This is a genomic window from Treponema sp. JC4, from assembly GCF_000260795.1.
Taxonomy (GTDB): Bacteria; Spirochaetota; Spirochaetia; order Treponematales; family Treponemataceae; genus Treponema_D.
Genome location: NZ_AJGU01000001.1, coordinates 13,769 through 31,297 on the forward strand (window position 1 = coordinate 13,769; position 17,529 = coordinate 31,297).

General features: G+C 44.1%; 18 protein-coding genes. 4 read left to right on the plus strand and 14 right to left on the minus strand.

Annotation, left to right across the window (positions count from 1 at the left end; genetic code table 11):
* Window position 1: 1 nt before the first annotated feature.
* The 7 genes from MSI_RS00080 to MSI_RS00110 form a co-directional block, all read right to left on the minus strand.
* Entirely contained in the window at window positions 2-625 is a 624-nt protein-coding gene (locus MSI_RS00080) for a DUF2271 domain-containing protein (RefSeq protein WP_009102334.1), read from the minus strand.
* Entirely contained in the window at window positions 622-1,176 is a 555-nt protein-coding gene (locus MSI_RS00085; protein ID WP_009102336.1) for a flavodoxin family protein, read from the minus strand. Before MSI_RS00085 ends, MSI_RS00080 begins: the two co-directional genes overlap by 4 nt.
* Window positions 1,173-1,763, minus strand: a complete 591-nt coding sequence (locus MSI_RS00090; protein ID WP_009102338.1) for a TetR/AcrR family transcriptional regulator — start codon at window positions 1,761-1,763, stop codon at window positions 1,173-1,175. The genes MSI_RS00085 and MSI_RS00090 overlap by 4 nt, the downstream gene beginning before the upstream one ends.
* Window positions 1,764-1,862: 99 nt before the next feature.
* Window positions 1,863-3,665 (minus strand): MATE family efflux transporter, encoded by a 1,803-nt coding sequence (locus MSI_RS00095; protein ID WP_039923773.1) that lies wholly within the window; start codon window positions 3,663-3,665, stop codon window positions 1,863-1,865.
* An 85-nt stretch (window positions 3,666-3,750) separates the two neighbouring features.
* A complete protein-coding gene (locus MSI_RS00100) occupies window positions 3,751-4,647 on the minus strand; it encodes a prephenate dehydrogenase (RefSeq protein ID WP_009102343.1) in 897 nt (298 codons plus the stop codon).
* Between the two features lie 191 nt (window positions 4,648-4,838).
* On the minus strand, window positions 4,839-5,873 hold the full coding sequence (aroF, locus tag MSI_RS00105) for a 3-deoxy-7-phosphoheptulonate synthase (RefSeq protein ID WP_009102346.1): 1,035 nt from the start codon (window positions 5,871-5,873) through the stop codon (window positions 4,839-4,841).
* Between the two features lie 351 nt (window positions 5,874-6,224).
* A complete protein-coding gene (locus MSI_RS00110) occupies window positions 6,225-6,965 on the minus strand; it encodes an RNA methyltransferase (protein WP_009102348.1) in 741 nt (246 codons plus the stop codon).
* A gap of 51 nt (window positions 6,966-7,016) precedes the next feature.
* On the opposite strand from MSI_RS00110, the gene MSI_RS00115 reads away from it, so the two are divergent.
* A complete protein-coding gene (locus MSI_RS00115) occupies window positions 7,017-8,333 on the plus strand; it encodes a PP2C family protein-serine/threonine phosphatase (protein ID WP_009102349.1) in 1,317 nt (438 codons plus the stop codon).
* 24 nt (window positions 8,334-8,357) lie between these two features.
* Here MSI_RS00115 and MSI_RS00120 read toward each other — a convergent pair whose 3' ends face one another.
* The 7 genes from MSI_RS00120 to MSI_RS00150 are packed head-to-tail and all read right to left on the minus strand — an operon-like array spanning window position 8,358 to window position 14,085.
* Window positions 8,358-9,020, minus strand: coding sequence for a P-II family nitrogen regulator (locus MSI_RS00120; protein WP_009102350.1), 663 nt, complete (start codon window positions 9,018-9,020; stop codon window positions 8,358-8,360).
* Complete coding sequence (locus MSI_RS00125; RefSeq protein ID WP_009102351.1) at window positions 9,013-10,578, minus strand: DUF1538 domain-containing protein; 1,566 nt, start codon at window positions 10,576-10,578, stop codon at window positions 9,013-9,015. Before MSI_RS00125 ends, MSI_RS00120 begins: the two co-directional genes overlap by 8 nt.
* An 8-nt stretch (window positions 10,579-10,586) precedes the next feature.
* Complete coding sequence (locus MSI_RS00130) at window positions 10,587-11,288, minus strand: 5'-methylthioadenosine/adenosylhomocysteine nucleosidase (protein WP_009102352.1); 702 nt, start codon at window positions 11,286-11,288, stop codon at window positions 10,587-10,589.
* 9 nt (window positions 11,289-11,297) lie between these two features.
* Window positions 11,298-11,675: a hypothetical protein gene (locus MSI_RS00135; RefSeq protein ID WP_009102354.1), complete on the minus strand. Its 378-nt coding sequence runs from the start codon at window positions 11,673-11,675 to the stop codon at window positions 11,298-11,300.
* Window positions 11,676-12,200 (minus strand): signal peptidase II, encoded by a 525-nt coding sequence (gene lspA / locus MSI_RS00140; RefSeq protein ID WP_009102355.1) that lies wholly within the window; start codon window positions 12,198-12,200, stop codon window positions 11,676-11,678. It abuts the gene before it with no gap.
* A gap of 30 nt (window positions 12,201-12,230) precedes the next feature.
* Window positions 12,231-13,004, minus strand: coding sequence for a Nif3-like dinuclear metal center hexameric protein (locus MSI_RS00145; RefSeq protein ID WP_009102356.1), 774 nt, complete (start codon window positions 13,002-13,004; stop codon window positions 12,231-12,233).
* Entirely contained in the window at window positions 12,982-14,085 is a 1,104-nt protein-coding gene (locus tag MSI_RS00150; protein ID WP_009102357.1) for a hypothetical protein, read from the minus strand. The genes MSI_RS00145 and MSI_RS00150 overlap by 23 nt, the downstream gene beginning before the upstream one ends.
* A gap of 245 nt (window positions 14,086-14,330) precedes the next feature.
* Between MSI_RS00150 and dnaX the strand changes: the two genes are divergently transcribed.
* Genes dnaX through recR form a run of 3 tightly spaced genes read left to right on the plus strand, consistent with a single transcriptional unit; the run spans window position 14,331 to window position 17,490 of the window.
* Entirely contained in the window at window positions 14,331-16,544 is a 2,214-nt protein-coding gene (dnaX, locus tag MSI_RS00155) for a DNA polymerase III subunit gamma/tau (protein ID WP_009102358.1), read from the plus strand.
* 17 nt (window positions 16,545-16,561) lie between these two features.
* Window positions 16,562-16,873, plus strand: coding sequence for a YbaB/EbfC family nucleoid-associated protein (locus MSI_RS00160; RefSeq protein WP_009102359.1), 312 nt, complete (start codon window positions 16,562-16,564; stop codon window positions 16,871-16,873).
* Entirely contained in the window at window positions 16,873-17,490 is a 618-nt protein-coding gene (gene recR, locus MSI_RS00165; protein WP_009102360.1) for a recombination mediator RecR, read from the plus strand. The genes MSI_RS00160 and recR overlap by 1 nt, the downstream gene beginning before the upstream one ends.
* Window positions 17,491-17,529 lie beyond the last annotated feature (39 nt).

The following is a 17,529-nucleotide window of genomic DNA, read 5'->3' on the forward strand; positions in this document are numbered from 1 at the left end:
TTTAGTTTAACTTTACCGTAACCGCCTTTACAATCTTCTTTGCCGTCGTAAGATTTTCCGTGCTTTTATTGATTTTGCCGTCTTCGCCTGTCAGCGAGCCGGTGCCTTCAAATTCCAGTGTGATTTCCTGCCCGGGCGCAAGTTCTGCCGGGATTTTTGCAGTGTAAACTACCGAGGGCTGGCCGTTTACGCCGGAAGTTTTCTTGGTGTAAAAATCGTTGTAGTCAAAGCTGTTGTTGAATTCGGCTTTTATGATGTAGTCACGGACTTCGATTTGCGCGGTAAGAGTAAGGGCGGATTTTGGAGTGGCCCCTGTGACGGCATCGAGATTGTGGGACACTGTCACTTTGTCAGATGCACTTTCATTTTTAGACGCCCCATACCAAACCGGCAGAGACTCCGGTCTTCCTTCCTTAGGACCAAAAATCCAGCTTTTGTGACTGGCTCGTTCAGTAACATAAAGCGTGCGTATATAATTTCCCTTTTCATCTTCCAGCCAGACAGCCACCTGAGGCTCCCGTTTTTCCTTCCAGTGTTCGCCCGGACTTACCTTTACCGAAATCTCCTTTGCAAAGGCCCCCGCAAAGCTAAATAAAATTAAAATAGCGCTGATAAATTTTTTCATAATCCTCTCCGTTTCGTATTTGATATATTCACCTTTCTAACAACCTTAAATCCCGAAGATTTCAGAATTTCCTTCACCGCGCGAACTGCCCCTATAGACTGTCCGCAAATGTAATTAAAAGGAAAGGGCGTTGTACAGCTGGTAACGATTACCGCCTTTTTCCCCTTGTGAATCGGGCGAGGAATCCCCATTTTTGATTCAGCCATCATAACGCCAACAAGCCTGTCAAAAAGCGATTTTAATTTTCCGTTCATGTTGCCCCAGTAAACAGGCGTTCCCACAAAAATCATATCGCAGTTTTTGATTTCGCAGGCGATTTTGTGAGCGTCATCAAGCTGCATAACACAGTCAGATTTCGACCGGCAGGCCATACAGCCCTTACAAAAATCAAAAGACAAATCGCAAACGTCTTCCCAAATCACCTGACAACCGCCCTCATTTGAGTCTGTGCCGGCAGCCACACTAGCAGTAAGCTTTTCCAGCTGCCGTCGCAGAGTCTTAGCCACATTTCCATTTTTCCGCGGGCTGCCATTCAAAACTAAAATATTCATTCAGTGAAAATCCCCTTACACCACAAGTCAACAAAGCGTCCGGTAAAATCCTTCCTGTTTTCCCAGTATTCTGGTTCACTTTTTTTCAGAAGCACCGCCTCGATGCAGCCCCAAAGCCCCGACACAAGAATATCGATATCAAGCCGCACGTTATCCGATTTTGCCAGCCCCAGACTCACAGCCCGCGACAAAAGCTCTCCGCCCGTTCGGTTACACACATAAAAGGCTTCAATCATTTCCTCGCTCGCGTCGTCCGCCGATTTTATTCCCTGCATAACAAGCAGAGCCCGCCGCGGATTTTCAAAACACCAGTCCTCAAAAGTGCCGATTGCGTTCAGAATATCTTCCCTGATATCCCCGCCTTTGACACTCTCCTTAATCCGCCCGTTCAGCTCATTAAGACAATCCAACGACACCGCCTGAAAAAGCCTGTCCTTATCCTTGTAGTAATGATATATATTCGTCGCCGTAATCCCGCATTCCGCCGCAATATCCCTCATCCCGATCTGCTCCGGATTTTTTTTCATCAAAAGCCCCAGCGTCTTTTCTTTGATAAGCGCTGTAATCTGCGTATTCGGATTTCGCATAATTCCCCCGTGGAAAATAATATCTAACAGTGATATTTTAACAGTGTTATATTATAAAGTCAAGAAGAATAAAAAAAAGAGGGGGAATCCTCCCCCTGCCTATTCCTTCTTAATCTCAAACTCCATAAAAATAGTATTAGTTTCAAAAGAATAAACGTATTTGAAATTATCTGTCAGCTTTAGGGCAACCCAGGTTCCAAGATTTGCAAGTTTGTCTGCCTCTTTAGATTTATTTAGAGCCGCAATTCGTTTTCCTACATCATATTTAGGGCAGTTATCCTGCAGGCGGATAATCAGTTTATTATCAGAAAAGACAGCACGAACATCTATCAGAGGAGTTCGCTTTCTTTGCAGAGGAAATCCGTGCTTGACCGTATTAGAAGCCATTTCTTCAAAGCAGACAGCCGCCCGGTTGGCAATTTTTTCATCAAGCTTGTGACCGATGCAAAAAGCACTCAGCATTTCTGATGTTAAAGCAACATCTTCCATATTCCTTATATCCAGGGCAATAATGTCTCCCGGCGGAATCTGAAAGTCATCAGGCAGATTAAGATAATCTTCTGCCTTTGGCCTGAAATGGCGCTGCTTAATTACATAATAAAGCCAGATGCTTACAAGCGAAAGCAAATCGCTTAGAGTGTAACAGAGCAAAACTCCGTAAACTCCAAAGAAAAATCCAAGAAGAAGGCTGCTTACAATAGGGAAGACCACAGTAGATGTGATAATCATAATTCTCATGTTACCCATCTGCTGAACCCTCTGTAAGTAGCTGATTCTGGAGCGGACAAGCGCCTGTAAAGGAGTCTGCAGGGCAACGCCGATTATCGTAATCCAGATAAAATGAGTAACCTGACCGCCCTCCGGCGAATAGAAAACCGAAATCGGCCATGAAAGCAGCAGCAGAATGATGCTGACGGCACCGCAGAAAATTCCGCAGGTAGTATGAACTTTTTTTCCAAGTATAAGCTCGGCCTCTGAATTTTTCTCGCCGTAGTAAATTCCTGCCAGCAGCCCCACAGTATCGGCAAGACCAACCGCAAAAATCTCAGAAAGCTCACAGAGATTTGCGCGGACAGACATAGCTGTCATGGCCATCGTACCGCCGTAAAACAAAACAAGCTTATTTACAAATACCGGCCTGATAACATTTCCCAGCCTGCGCCAGGCCTTTTCTGTTCCATAAGAAAGCCAGTGAAAAAATTCAGAGAAATTTGTTTTGAGCGCAACAAAATGCAGATAATGAGACTTTCCAAGAAAATGAAGCATAAGAATTATCAGTCGTACATATCTTGCAGCCGACGATGCCAGACCTATTCCAAAAAGTCCCAGTCCCATTTTGACCGCAGCAAAGTCCAGAATGATATCAAGAACAGCATCTACGTTTGATGAAATTACCACGCGTCTGCGTCCGTTATCAATCTGAAGTGCCGGAGCCAGCACCGCACAAAGAATAAAGGCTGGTATGCCGATTCCGATTCCCCGGATATAATCCGAAGCTCCGGCAAGTAGAACGACATCATTTCCCGAAGCTCCAAAAGCTGTCGCAACCCCTTTTGAATAAATCACGACCCCCGCCATCGAAATCAGCGAAAAAATACCGGAAATATAAAATACCGTGCAGAAAATCCGGTTGTATTCCCCAACATTACCCCGTCCCAGTTCCTGAGAACAGATAGTAGACATTCCGGTCGCAAAAAGCCCAAAGAAAATCGCAATAATACTGAAAATCGGTTGTGCAATACCAAAAGAAGCCATTGCCTGCGCAGACATCAAGCGGCTTACAACAATACCGTCAATCAGCATGCTTCCTACCGCTGACAGCTCAATAAAAGACGCCGCGAGAAAGTTATCCATAAAAATCTTGTTTATAATATTCCAGCGGTTATAGCCATTGTTTTTCATTATCCTGCTTACCCTTATCATGTTAATTTTATCCTATTTATCAGAGTAAACAAGAGAATTTTTTTAGGAAGGAATAAAGTAAAATTTATTTTACAACCGTTCTAATGCTTCCCATCTTCATGCGCTTCTCGCGGGTGTCTTCCAGGAGAGCCTTGAGAGTTTCGGCGTCTTCGTTCTGGATGGCGGTGCGGAAGCTGGTCATCATTTTCTGGAAGTTGTCGATGTGCTGAACAAGTTTTTCTTTGTTGCTGATGAAAAGCTCGGTCCAGAGAGGGGCGTTTATCATGGCGATGCGGGTCAGGTCTTCGAAGCTGCCGCCGCCGAAGGCTGTGATTCCTTCATCCTGGGCGCTTTCTACAAGGGCGCTGGCAATTACGTGGCAGAGCTGGCTGGTAAATCCGATTTTGTAGTCGTGGGTATCGCAGGTAGTTTCGGTGATTCTTGTAAAGCCCATCAGGGTGATGAGGTTTCTCATTACATCAAGATTTTCGGGCTTGTTGTAGTCTTGCGGAATCAAAATGTAGTTGTGGTTTACGAAAAACTGGGCAGATGAGTGAGCGTAGCCTTCTTTTTCGCCGCCGGCCATAGGGTGACCGATGATAAAATCTACATCCGGGCGGAGAATGTCCGGCATGGATTTTTCAAAAATGCCTTTTACACCGCTGATATCGGTGATGATTGAACCTGATTTGAAGTAGTCGCGGTTGTCGCGGATAAAATCCAGGGTGGCGTGAGGGTAAAGGCAGATAAAAAGTACGTCGCAGAGGGGAAGCATTTCCTTTACTTCATCGGAGGTGTAGATGCCGTCTACAATGCCATCGGCGGTTGCCTGGGCAAGGCAGGCTGTACTTCGGTTGCAGGCGAGTATCTGGCCCTGAGAGCCGTTCTGCCAGAGGATGTTCTGACGGATGGCTTTAGCAATTGAGCCTCCCATAATGCCGAGGCCGACAATGCCGTATGTAAGTGTGTTTAATGCTTTCATAAAAATTCCCCTTAGGAAAAATGCTCCCGCAAGGAACCGTCATTTACTCCGCCGAGAACGAGGTAAGGTATTTTATTATACCGCAAGCCTGCTTACAGCAGCCTTGCTCTTCCCTCGTTCAATGCTCCGCAAATGACGAACCCTTGCTCCGCATTTTTCAAAAACTTTATCTTCCTAAATCATTATTCAAACTACAGCGTGCGTCCTTCTACTGCAGCGTACTTTCTCATCTTATCCATGAGCTCTTCGAAGAGGGCTGGTGTAAGCTGCTGGCTGGCGTCGCTCAGGGCTTTTTCCGGGTTGCAGTGAACTTCGATTTCCAGACCATCGGCGCCGGCTGCAATTGAAGAGCAGGCGAGGGTGCCTACCATCCAGCGGATTCCGCAGGCATGGCTTGGGTCCAGCACTACCGGAAGGTGTGTGTATTTGTGGAGGTATGGAACGGCGCTTACGTCCAGGCAGTTACGGGTGTAGCCGTCGAAGGTGCGGATTCCGCGTTCGCAGAGGATTACGTTTTCATTGCCGTTTGCCATGATGTATTCGGCGCTCATCAAAAGTTCCTGGATTGTGCCGGAAAGACCGCGTTTAAGGAGAACTGGCTTGTGTGTTTTTCCAACTTCCTTAAGAAGGTCGAAGTTCTGGAAGTTGCGGGCACCAATCTGAATCATATCTACGTTTTCAAAGTATTTGAGTTCGCTGGCGCTCATAAGCTCTGTGCAGATTGGAAGTCCTGTTTCGGCTTTGGCTTTTTCAAGGAGCTTGATTCCTTCTGCGCCCAGACCCTGGAAGCTGTAAGGAGAAGTGCGTGGCTTGTAAGCGCCTCCGCGGAGAATTGTTGCGCCTGCTTTTTTTACGGCGCGGGCAGCGTCCATAATCTGCTCTTCGTTTTCTACAGAACAAGGACCGGCGATAATTACAACTGATTTTCCGTCGCCGATTGTGCATGGTGTTACACCTGCCTGACCGCCACCAACTTCGATTACAGTGTTATGCGGGTGGAAGGCGCGGCTTGCCATTTTATAAGGAGCCGATACGCGTTCAGCTTTTTCTACAATGTCCATACCCAAAAAGTCATCAGGGTCAACTTTTGAAGTGTCGCCCAGCAGACCCAAGATGGTCATGCTTTCACCTTTTGAAACGTGGACTCCAAAGCCTTTTTCCTTGAGGCTGGCAATAAGTCCGTCTGTCTGTGCCTGTGTGGCTTCCTTTTTCAATGTGATAATCATAAAATGCTCCTGTGTAAGCGAGCCGGTCAGAGCTCGCGGTGTGCAATAGCAAAGCGTTAAGAAAAATTGCGATGCAGCAATTTTTTAGCTTTACCACATATATATAAAAAAAGGGAACTCTTTTTAGAGTTCCCTTGTATTTACCTTAATTTAATGAAGTTTCATTTATATTAACGGCACATACCAAAGAACCCAGAAGAGAAGAAATAATACCAGTAATAGTAAAAGTAAGCCAGCTTTGTGCCGTATTTCTGAGAAGTCTGAAATGTGAAGTTTAAGTTTGCCTTCATATTTTTAATATATATTAAGTTCAAAAATTATGCAAGTGTTTTTATGCATAGAAACACTTATTTATTCTTGGGAATTCGTATTTACCCCGTTTCGTGCTGCCAAGCCAGCCATTTTTGTAAAGGTTTTTTCTATATATTGTGCCTCGCTTTCGGAGAGGGCAGCACGGGCCAGAAGACTGCGCCAGAAGCGTTCCATATCCGGGCGGCCTGCAAGCTTAAAAAAGCCGATTTTCTGAAGGTTATCGGTAATGTTTGCAACGGTTTTGTCCAGGCGTGAGAGCGAAAGCGGAGTATAGCCTGCGTCAGTTTTTCCGCTGGCCTTCATATTCTGGCGGAAAAGATGATAGCAGATAATCTGAACGGCGTGAGAAAGATTAAGAGAGCCAAACTCCTTCGAGGATGGAATTGCAACTCCCAGTGTGCACATATCAAGCTGCTCGTCTGTAAGACCGGTTCTTTCGTTTCCAAAGATTATGGCAACCTTGCCGCTTTCTGCAATCTCTGCAAATTCTTCAGGCAGTAAAAGTTTTCCCTTGCGGTTTTTTCCCCGGCGTCGGGTAGTTCCGGCACTCAAAGAGCAGTCTGCGGTGGCGGCATTTATATCCTCATAAAACTTAGCCTTATCAAAAATATAGGCCGCGTGAATTGCCAGTACGTGAACTTTTTCCACATCATAATCTTCACGCTTTCCTACAATTCGCAGTTCCTTAATGTCATTATTAGCCATGGCACGGCAGGCGGCCCCGATATTTCTGGCTTCATCAGGATGATCCAAAACAATAACAATATTTTCCAAATTCATGCAATAATTTTATCGTTTTATTTAAAAAATGTGTTAAAATATTCAGGCTAAATGTTTTTTAATTTAATAAATCATGAAAAATTGACTACTTCTCACGGGCGTTCTGAACTCATTGCCTTTTTTACAACGCTTTGTGCCCTTATCTATCATGCAGGGGTTCTGGTAGTTTTTGGAATTCTTCGTGTTTATCCTATGTTCTTTTTCAACATTTTTAGCGTCAGTCTTTTTACAGTTCTTCTGATTTTAATTCCCCGCCATCATTCTTATGTGCTACTTTATCTTATTGCTTCGGTTGAAGTTACAGTTCATCAGATTTTTGCCGAATACTGTCTTGGTTCCTATACAAACTTTAAATTTTTCGTCTTTTTGATGGGAACCCTTCCATATCTGGTTTTTGAAGAGAATTTTAAGATTTCAGCGATCTTCACTTCTATAACAACCACAATTTTCTTTGCCTTGAATTTTATAAATTTTAAGAGCCGCTTTATTCTTCATCCTAATGCTCTTTTGACCTTCCGAATGGTGAATATCATTTTGAGCCTTACGATGATTATTCTGGTTATCTTGATTTATACCTATGTCGTCCATTCGGTAGAGGTCGAACTGAAGCAGCACGGCGAAAATCTTGAAAAGGAAATCCGTCTGGCTGCCTTTATCCAGCAGAATTTCTACCGTCATGATTCTGTTGTAATTCCCGGCTGGGATGTTGCCTATTACAACCGTCCTCTTGCGGGAGTTTCCGGCGACCTTTATGATTTTTATAATACCCCGGACGGTACAAACGGAGTGGGACTTTTTGATGTTTCGGGGCACGGAATTTCCAGCGGTCTTGTAACTATGCTGGTAAAAAACATTATCCAGCAGGAGTTTACAAATCAGCAGGATTATGAACTTTGGGAAATAATGAATATCATTAATGACCGCGTTATTACGGAAAAGGGTAAGATTCAGAATTATCTTACAGGTATTTTAATGCGCATTAAGGATAGTGAAATTGAAATTGTAAATGCAGGTCATCCTTATCCTATTATTTACAGAAAGGATTCCGGAATATCTGCCTTTTTAGAAAAGTCTGGAGAATTTGCCGGCGGTTCAATTGGTATTTCCGGTTTCCCGGCTTATTATTATTCCCAGTTTGTTCATTTTGACCGGGGTGATGAAATCGTTCTTTATACTGATGGAATTTCTGATTGTGAAAATTTTGAAGGCGAGCGTTTTATAACAAGAGCCTTTATGGAACAGGTAAATAACTGCGCAAATCTTCCTCTGCAAGAGCAGATAAAGCAAATTAATCGATATCTTAAGCAGTTCCGTGCAGACGGTGAAATTAAAGACGATATGACTATGATTATTCTGAGGAAAAAATAGGGAAAGTCATGCTGACCCCAGGCCTTATTTTTTTCCAAGCAGAGTAAAGTCGTGGGCTTTGCTGCAGAAAATAATTCCGCTTCCGGCCTTCTGCATGCATGGAAGTTCCTTTATTGCCTGAACAACCTGATCTGCATTTTCAGCCGGTACAACAATCATCAAAAGGTCTTTTTCCGGCACAATTTCCATTCCTAAGAATTTTGCATCGCCTTCTTTTGCAGTTCCGCGGGCACTTAAAATTGTTCCGCCACCGGCACCTGCCTTTCTTGCTGCTGCCATTGCGTCGTCTGCATAGCCTTTATTTACGATTACGTTTATTACAGTGTATTTCATTTCTTCTCCTTCCTTGTCCTTGTTGACTGTTTTTTCTGTGGACGCTGAATCTTCTGTATGGCCAGCCTTAATAAAGTCCCCTATGTTTATGCTGAAAAGAACGCCAAAGCTTTTTTTCTTGTTTTCTGTGGCGGAAATTATTTCTTTGCGCACATCATCATAAATTGAATCATCTACAATTACGTAGGCAATATCCTTAGAGGTGTCGCCAAGTCCCAGAAGCTGAATGATATTGCTTTGTGCGGTTCCGCGCGCCATCATGATTGTTCCGCCGCCAGCGCCTTTTGCCGCCGCTGCGCCTGTAATCAGTTCGCCGCAGTCATGCGGAACAATGCTTACTATCAGTTTAAACATGCTCAACTTCTCCTTCTGTTTTTTTCTGCTTCATCTTAAAGACAATTCCCATAATCTGAATTGCAATCAAAGGCATCATGGCAACCAGTGCAATTACTCCGAAAGATTCACTGCCGCCCGAACCTCCGCTCGCAGCTCCAATCGTAAAGGAAAGTACAAAAGTGGAGGTAAGAGGCCCCGATGCAACTCCGCCTGAATCAAAAGCAATTCCTGAAAACATAGCCGGGCAGAAAAGCATTAAAAGCATGGCAAGAAGGTAGCCCGGAATAAGCACAGACTTCAGGCTAAAGCCGCTGACAGCCCGCCAGAGGGCAATTCCAATTGCAATTGCCGTTCCCACCGAAAGAAAGACCAGCAGCATTTTTCGCTTGATTGTACCACCCGAAACCTGCTCCACCTGTTCGCTTAAAACCCAGACCGCAGGCTCAGCGCAGACAATAATGGCGCCGAGAATTAAACCTGTTACAATCAAAAGTAAGTACCAGGCTCCTCCTGCGCTCAGTGCCTTCTGCCCAAGAATGCGTCCAAGTTCCGCTCCCGCATCAGAAAATCCGCCGTGAACTCCCAGCAGAAAAATTATCAGGCCGGTAAAAGAATAAATAAAACCAATTACAATTCTTGTAACCTGTCTGGCAGTCATTTTCAAAAGCCAGATCTGAAAAATTACAAAAAGAGCAAAAATCGGAAGAATAGAAAAAAGCGCCTCGTGGAAAATTTCTCCAAATACGCTTGCAAAAGGCTTAAAAAGATTTCCTGTCAAAGATGATTCGGTGGCGGCTGCAAAATCAAGTGCCGTACAGTCACCCGCAATTTCCACACCACTTTCTGCAAGGGAAGCAGCCGCCCCCGCTGCCGCCTCCGAGCCTGCGGAAGATGTAAAGCTTACAATTCCATAAATTAAAACCGCAAGAACAGGTCCTATGCTTGCAATTCCTGTAAGTCCAAAGCTGGAGTTTTCATCTTTAGAAGTCATTACGCGGGCAACACCAATTCCCAGTGACATAATGAAAGGAACTGTCATTGGTCCTGTTGTTGCTCCTCCCGAGTCAAAAGCGATTCCTATAAAGGCATTTGGAACAAAAAAGGAAACTGCAAAAAGAATTATGTAGGAAATTAAAAGGGTTATTTTAAGTGGCAGTTTTAAAACCGTGCGTAAGAGGCCAATCATAATAAAAATGCCTACGCCGACTGCAATTGCAAAGGTGAAGCTGGTTTTATTTACAAAATGAAATACGCTTTTTACCTGGCTTCCGAATACCTGAATATCAGGTTCAGCGGCTGTTACAATAAAACCAATTACAAAGGCTGTTATCAAAAGAAGGGGAAGGCTTTTTTTTGCTGTAAGTGCCGCGCCGGAACGCTCTCCCATGGGCTGAATGCTAAGGTCTACGCCAAGCAAAAAGAGGGTTAGCCCGAAAATCAAAAGAAGGCCGCTTATTACAAAGCGAAGCAGAAAAATTTTTTCCAGGGGGGCAACAGTAAGTCCCAGTGCCAGTACAATCAGAATGACCGGCAGAACTGAGACTGCTGTTTCTTTGAATTTGAATAATATATTCATCTATTAAATTAAATGAGTTTGATAAGCTCCAGAACAAGCTGAGCACTTGCTTCTGCTGCAGAATCCTCGTTGAAGTTGTAAGTATTTTCGCCTGCATCATCAGCCATGTCGCTCATACAGCGTAGAATAAGGAAAGGTACTTTGTTAAGAGTGCAGGCATGGGCAATAGCGGCTCCTTCCATTTCTACACAAAGAGGATTGAAAACTTCCTTAATATGATTTTTTACGGCTGAATCAGAAATAAACTGATCGCCGGAAGCAATTCTTCCCTGAAGAATTTTATGCTCGGCTGCGAATTTTGTATTTGCAAAGGCTTTTACAGCGGCGTCTGCCATTGTCTTGTCTGCTGTAAAAAATGGTTCCATTCCCGGAACCTGACCAGGTTTATAGCCAAAGAATTCAATATTCAGGTCGTGGTAAACAGCTTCTGTAGAGGCAACAAAGTCAAAAATCTTAAGTCCGCCGCCTGTTGCTCCGGCAATACCAGTATTGATGATTTTAGCAACACCGAATTTAAGGGCAAGTGCCTGAGCACAGAGAGCAGCGTTTACCTTTCCAACGCCACTTCTTACAATCACAAGATTCTTGCCGTTTATAGTGCCTTCAAAAAAAGTAAGTCCTGCAAAATCTGTACTTACCGGGTTTTCAAGTTTTGAACGGAGCATTTTTACTTCTGTTTCCATTGCTCCGATAATTCCAATTTTTGACATCTGAAACTCCTACTTCTTTCTTTTGATGAATTTATAGTGTTCAATAGTAGTATCAAGCAGTTTTCCGCTTAAGTCAAACTTTGTTACAATAAATTTCATTGTGTATTTGTAGGCAAAAAATCCAAGTACAAGGCCGACAAAAAATAAAATGAAGAAAGAAAGCTGAAGAATTGTTGGGCCGCTTTCGTCATTAATCTTTATAACCTTGAACATAATCATCAGGTCTGACCAGAGAAGAATACAAAGAATAATCAAAGTTTCAATAATCTGGATTAAAGTTGAAGCAAGAATAAAAATATTTGATGCCCGCTGCTTTTTGCGGTATTCAATTTTATCGTGCTTACGGCGTTCAAGTTCTTCCGGTGAAAAATCTGCGTTTTCAATCATTTAGGCTGTCTCCTGTGTTTTCTTTTTTTCATTAAAAATAAATGATGCAAAAAGTAAAATTCCGCATACTACAACGGCAGCATCTGCAACGTTAAAGGTTGGCCAGCGTTCTAAGCCGAAAAGTCCGTAGAATTTTACATCAATAAAATCTACAACGCCTTCCGGGCGGAAAATGCGGTCAATAATGTTACCAAGGCCACCGCCTACAATTCCCATGATTGTCCAGCGCTGAAGCTGAGTAAAATCCTTGTTGCGGAAATAAACGCGGACAACAATTATTACCACTAAAAGCGGCATGAGGGAAAATACAAGCTGACGAAGGCGCTGTCCCCAGCTGGCACCCAGACTGAAGGCTACACCCTTATTTGAAACATGAATTATGCGGAGAAAATCTCCGAAAAACTGAGCTCCGATTGTGTAAGGGGGAATATTTTTTACAATCAGTATCTTTGTAATCTGGTCTAAAATAATTACAAGCAGGGCAAGTGATACAGGAATAAGCTTATTTTTTAATTCTTTTGTCATAAGTTTAATATAACCTCTTTTTGCTTTACTTTAAAGTTTTGTCGGTAAATCAATAAAAATACATTCAATGTCAGTCTCTTTTTCAAGTTTTTCTTTTACAAGATTTACTCCAAGAGTTTCTGTCTGGTAGTGGCCGCCTGAAATCATGTTGATTCCACATTCTTCAACATAGTGGTAGAGTTCGTGGCTTGTTTCGCCAGTGATGTAGGCGTCAAGGCCAAGTTGGATTGCTGCCTCAACGTCTTCTGTGGCACCGCCAGAACAAACTCCAACCGTGCGGATTTCTTTTTTTCCAAAAGGAAGGATTGCCAGAGGTTTTTCTCCCGGCGCCAGGGCTTTTTTTGCCAGCTCTTCAACGGACACAGGAGCAGGAAGCTCTCCCCAGAGTCCTATTTCCATCCCGAGCCATTCAGCGAATCTTTGAACCTTTTCCAGATCCAGTCCGATACGCGCCGCAAGGCCGGCATTGTTTCCGTAAGGAATGTTTGCGTCCAGGGGAATGTGGTAGGCAATAAGGGCTAAATCATTGTTTATAAAAGTAGAAATACGCTTGTAAAAGCTTCCTGTGATTGTCTGACAGCCGCCCCAGAAAAGTCCGTGGTGAACAAAAAGAGCATCGGCTCCCGCTTCTGCAGCAAGGCGGGCAGTAGCTTCGCAGGCATCAACTGCAAAGGCAACTTTCTTTATTTCTTTTTTATCAGGTTCTTTATTCTGAATCTGGATTCCGTTCAGCGAAACGTCACGGCTGAACTCTTCCTCTTTTAAAAATGCGTTGAAATAATCATTCAGCTGATTTAAGGTCATCAAGTTTCTCCTTTGTTAAAATTGCAGCACGCTTTGAATTATCGCCGCTTTTATCCCGGTCAATTTCAAAAACTGCTGCCAGAAGAGGATCTGTGTAGTCTACAAAACCGTAGCCAGCTGTCTTGTAAACTGATGAATCAAGTTCATTCATATAGAAAAGACCTGCAATTTCTTCCGGGTGGGTTTTCTGATAATCCTGAATTGCAGTATTTGCCATAAAATCACTGGCAAGAATGTATTTTGTTTCTGGCGGGAATTTCTCCTTTAATAGCTTTAAAACGGCCTCGCATTCAAGGGAATAATTGTAGGTGTAAAATTCTGCCTGTGAATTGAAGTAAAACTTGTCGCGCAGGCTTGCCACTATCATTCCAAAGCGGCGGAAAGACTTTTTATCAAAGAAATTGTGGAGCCAGAGACTGTCTTTGGTGTTTATGTCCGAGCTGATAACTGTATAACCAAGTTGAGCCAGCTGCAGGAGATAGGGTATATAATGGTAAGTTTCTGCCCTTTTATCCGGAAAGAATACAAAAACCGGCGTTTGTAAGAGATTTTGCGAGTTAATGACTGAATAATCCCCCGGCGCCGAAGGCGTTTTTTCATCCTTTATAAAAGTATGAAGTGCCAGATTTGTCTTCTGCAGGGGAGATGCTTCTGTAAAGCCGCTTCTGAAATCACCGGTATAACGTTCTGTGCTTATTTTGATGTTGGGTGCGCTTGTGTTTACGTGGCGGTTTGTAAGCGGAGTTGAAGGGGCAAAATAAATCAAAAATACAAGACTTGCGGCGCTTATAAGGGTTGTTGAAATTGCCCATATGTACATTCTTACGGTGTAGTGGTCAACGTAGAGGCGTTCAAAATAGCGGTAAAGGGCGTGGAAGTTGGAAAGCAAAACCAGAAGGGCGAGCACGAACCCCAGGCCTGTAAAAATATCAAAGCCCCAGGAAACAATCTGAAAAATGGAAAGGATAAAGGCGACTGGTGAAAGCAGTACGATGGAGTCTTTGCGCTGTTCTACAAAAAAAACGCGGCCGTTGGTTATAAGCAATAGTAAGAAGATAAGGAATTCACCGGAAGTTTTCATAAGTACATAATATAGTAAATGATTAAAAGCGACTACTAAAAATGCTTCCGGTCGCAGAGCCTGCTTCAAAACCGCGCAATAATGCGCTACACGTTGTTTGTGGTTTAGAAACTATTTGACTGGCCGCTTTCGCGACCGCCACAAACAAAGTGTTTTTGAATCACGCTCTGCTCCCTTGCGCATTTTTTGCCTACATATTTATTACTTCTCTTTGCACCTTTCAGAAATTCCTCTATAATAAATTCATGTCTTACGAAGTAACAGCTACAAGAAGGAGGCCGCAGAAACTTGGCGATTTGGTTGGTCAGGAATTTGTTGCCGAAACTTTAAGAAATTCAATACTGTCCGGAAAAATTGCTCATGCTTATCTCTTTTCCGGCCCGCGCGGATGTGGAAAAACTTCTACTGCGCGTATCCTTGCAAAGGCTCTTAACTGCCAGAACGGACCTACTCCAGATCCTTGCTGCCAGTGTTCGGCTTGTCAGGAAATTACAAAAGGTTCAAGCCTTGATGTTATAGAAATCGATGGTGCGTCAAACACCAGTGTAGAAAATATCCGTCAGATTAAGGATGAAGTTCTCTTCCCTCCAAGCAACTGCCGTTATAAGATTTACATAATCGACGAAGTCCACATGCTTTCGACTTCGGCATTTAACGCGCTGCTTAAAACTATTGAAGAGCCGCCTCCATACGTAATCTTTATTTTTGCTACTACTGAACTTCAGAAGGTTCCGGCTACAATTAAGTCCCGCTGCCAGCAGTTCAACTTCCGCCTTGTTGCAATCGACAAGGTAAAGGAATGCCTTGCACAGGCTGCCGCAGAACTTAATATTCAGGCTGATGACGAAGCCCTTTTCTGGATTGCCCGCGAATCTACCGGCTCAATGCGCGACGCCTACACTTTGTTCGACCAGGTTGTTGCCTTCAGTGACGGTCACATTACTTACGAAAAAATCCGCGATAAGCTTGGCCTTGTTGGAATTGAGCGCCTTAATAGTCTTTTTGAAGCCTGCGCAAAAAATCAGGCAGATGCTGTAATTAATCTTCTTGATGAATTCTTGCAGGGCGGTATTTCTATTGAGCAGCTTATTTCTAACTGTGCAGATTATCTTCGCTCCCTTCTTTTGATTAAGAGCGGAGTTACTAAAGAATCTCTTTTGGGAAATTCTCCTGAGCGTTACAGCCGCGAGGTGCTTACAGCCTGGAACAATATTCAGATTGAGCGCGCCCTCAGCATTTTCCTTCAGCTTTACCGCGATATCCGCTATTCTCTTAGTCCTCGTTACGAGCTTGAACTTGCCTTCAGCCGTCTCTGCTGGATTGGTCAGTATGTTTCTAACATGGAAGTAAAAAAGGCAATTGATGCGGCACAGGCTCTTTTAGCAGGTGCTCCTCTTGCATCTTCCCCTGTGAATGTTCAGCCTTCTCAGACCAATCAGCAGAAGATGATGAGTTTTGCACAGCCGCAGGTGCCTTCCCAGGCTGCTGCGGCTCCACAAACTCCAGTTCAGCCTGCTCAGGCTCAAACTCAAGCGGCTGCGCAAAATTTTCAGAACGCGCAGGGCAGTCAGCCTGTAAATGGCAGCGGCTCTTCAATTCCGCACGGGCTTCCACGCCTTTCCATGCTGGATAATGCACCGGAAGAAGATTATCCGGAGGATGATACCGGCGGGGGCGGGGCTCCAGAGGGAGAGCAAAACCCTTTTTCTAATGGCGGTTTTAGTTCATTGCCGCCTGAACAAACAATGGACAAGGCAGATGAACAGCCAAAAGAGCTTGATGAGCGCTTAAAAATTAACGTTTCTTCTCAAACAATTCAGATTCAGCCGGATCAGGTTATTTCTGCGGCAGAGTCTGAAGGCAATTTTGGCTATTCTTTTAATCCTGACGACCCTAACGATGCTCAGCTTGATGCAGAAGCAGAGCTTGGTGATGATAACTGGTCCAATGTGGACGAGCCGCCACCAGAAGCCTATTACGGCGAAGAATTTGACGAGGGCCCGGGGGCAGGTTTTGCCCCGCAGAATCCTTTTGGGCCTCAGACTGTGGCTGCAAGCGGAACTGGGGCAGCGGGCAATAATCAGATTGTTACGGCTTCCGGACCGGTAGCGCTTTCTAACTTCCGCGAAAACGTGATTCAGAGCCTTTCGACCAGGGACGGTTTTGCTGCATCGACTTTGCAGAAGACCTCGGACTGGAGATTGGGGAACTCTCAGGGTAGCGGCGACCGCAGCGTAATCATCATTCAGGCTGATTTGTATTCTGAGTATGATATTTCGATTTTTAAGCAGAAAGAAGCAGTTATTAATGCGGAACTTTCCTCAGCTGCGGGTTCTTCTGTTGTACTCCAGGTTGAGCTAAAAAAAATGGAGACAGCCGCTGCTCAGGTAAAAAAGGAAATTCCACCTCAGGTAAAACTTTTAGTAGATATTTTTAAGGGAACTTTAATAGGGCGCTAAGGCCCAGGAAGGTAAAAATGAATCCATTTGATATTTTGAAAAACGCAGGTCAGATTAAACAGCAGGGCGAAAAGCTTCAACAGGAGCTTGCCCAGATTACAGCTGAAGGTTCATCCGGCGGAAGAATGGTAACCATCACTTTGAACGGAAAGTTTGAAATGAAGGGCATTAAGCTTGATCCGATTTGTGTTGATAACCGCGATGTGGGCATGCTGGAAGATTTGATTGTAGCGGCTCATAAAAACGCAATGGATAATATTCAGGAACAGATTAAAGAAAGAACATCTTCTCTGCTTGGCGGCCTTGATTTAGGCGCTTTGGGATTATAATGAGCACTTTTGACGACTTAACAAATAATTTTTCGCGTCTTCCGGGAATCGGAAAAAAATCTGCAGTACGCATTGTAAACTGGCTTTTGAAGCAGGATGGCGCTTACGTGCAGAAGTTTGCCCAGAATCTTGGAGTGCTGCAGGAGAGGGTTAAGCCCTGTAGGCTCTGCGGCACCTGGACGGAATCTGATACCTGCCCGATTTGTTCAGACCCGCTTAGAGATTCTTCCATTATTTGTGTTGTTGAGCAGCCCCAGGATGTTTCTACAATAGAAGCTTACGGGGAATTTAAGGGGCTCTATCACGTGCTGGGCGGTTTGATTAAGCCGCTGGAGGGAATCGGGCCTGCTCAGCTGGCAATTGCACCCCTTCTGGACAGAATCCGCGATGGAAGTGTCAGCGAAGTTATTGTGGCAACAAATCCGACGGTGGAAGGAGATACAACTGCCCTTTATCTGAATAAACTGATTATGGAGCTGGGAGTTTTACCTGCTGGCGGTGGACGTGATAAAATTAAAGTAACCCGCCTTGCTACCGGAATTCCTGTTGGCGGCGACCTTGAATACATCGATAAGAGAACATTATCTTTAAGTTTTAGGGGACGAAGCGAATTTTAGCGAAAAATAATTTGCTTTAACAGATTTTTCTTATTATAA

What these genes read in the sequence shown, in the direction of transcription:
- lspA (WP_009102355.1), bottom strand. Translation starts at nt 12,200, where the DNA reads ATGACAAAAGAATTAAAAAATAAGCTTATTCCTGTATCACTTGCCCTG.
- MSI_RS00120 (WP_009102350.1), bottom strand. Translation starts at nt 9,020, where the DNA reads ATGTTTAAACTGATAGTAAGCATTGTTCCGCATGACTGCGGCGAACTG.
- MSI_RS00085 (WP_009102336.1), bottom strand. Translation starts at nt 1,176, where the DNA reads ATGAATATTTTAGTTTTGAATGGCAGCCCGCGGAAAAATGGAAATGTG.
- MSI_RS00125 (WP_009102351.1), bottom strand. Translation starts at nt 10,578, where the DNA reads ATGAATATATTATTCAAATTCAAAGAAACAGCAGTCTCAGTTCTGCCG.
- MSI_RS00160 (WP_009102359.1), top strand. Translation starts at nt 16,562, where the DNA reads ATGAATCCATTTGATATTTTGAAAAACGCAGGTCAGATTAAACAGCAG.
- MSI_RS00115 (WP_009102349.1), top strand. Translation starts at nt 7,017, where the DNA reads ATGTTTTTTAATTTAATAAATCATGAAAAATTGACTACTTCTCACGGG.
- MSI_RS00080 (WP_009102334.1), bottom strand. Translation starts at nt 625, where the DNA reads ATGAAAAAATTTATCAGCGCTATTTTAATTTTATTTAGCTTTGCGGGG.
- MSI_RS00110 (WP_009102348.1), bottom strand. Translation starts at nt 6,965, where the DNA reads ATGAATTTGGAAAATATTGTTATTGTTTTGGATCATCCTGATGAAGCC.
- recR (WP_009102360.1), top strand. Translation starts at nt 16,873, where the DNA reads ATGAGCACTTTTGACGACTTAACAAATAATTTTTCGCGTCTTCCGGGA.
- MSI_RS00150 (WP_009102357.1), bottom strand. Translation starts at nt 14,085, where the DNA reads ATGAAAACTTCCGGTGAATTCCTTATCTTCTTACTATTGCTTATAACC.
- MSI_RS00100 (WP_009102343.1), bottom strand. Translation starts at nt 4,647, where the DNA reads ATGAAAGCATTAAACACACTTACATACGGCATTGTCGGCCTCGGCATT.
- MSI_RS00130 (WP_009102352.1), bottom strand. Translation starts at nt 11,288, where the DNA reads ATGTCAAAAATTGGAATTATCGGAGCAATGGAAACAGAAGTAAAAATG.
- MSI_RS00090 (WP_009102338.1), bottom strand. Translation starts at nt 1,763, where the DNA reads ATGCGAAATCCGAATACGCAGATTACAGCGCTTATCAAAGAAAAGACG.
- aroF (WP_009102346.1), bottom strand. Translation starts at nt 5,873, where the DNA reads ATGATTATCACATTGAAAAAGGAAGCCACACAGGCACAGACAGACGGA.
- dnaX (WP_009102358.1), top strand. Translation starts at nt 14,331, where the DNA reads ATGTCTTACGAAGTAACAGCTACAAGAAGGAGGCCGCAGAAACTTGGC.
- MSI_RS00095 (WP_039923773.1), bottom strand. Translation starts at nt 3,665, where the DNA reads ATGAAAAACAATGGCTATAACCGCTGGAATATTATAAACAAGATTTTT.
- MSI_RS00135 (WP_009102354.1), bottom strand. Translation starts at nt 11,675, where the DNA reads ATGATTGAAAACGCAGATTTTTCACCGGAAGAACTTGAACGCCGTAAG.
- MSI_RS00145 (WP_009102356.1), bottom strand. Translation starts at nt 13,004, where the DNA reads ATGACCTTAAATCAGCTGAATGATTATTTCAACGCATTTTTAAAAGAG.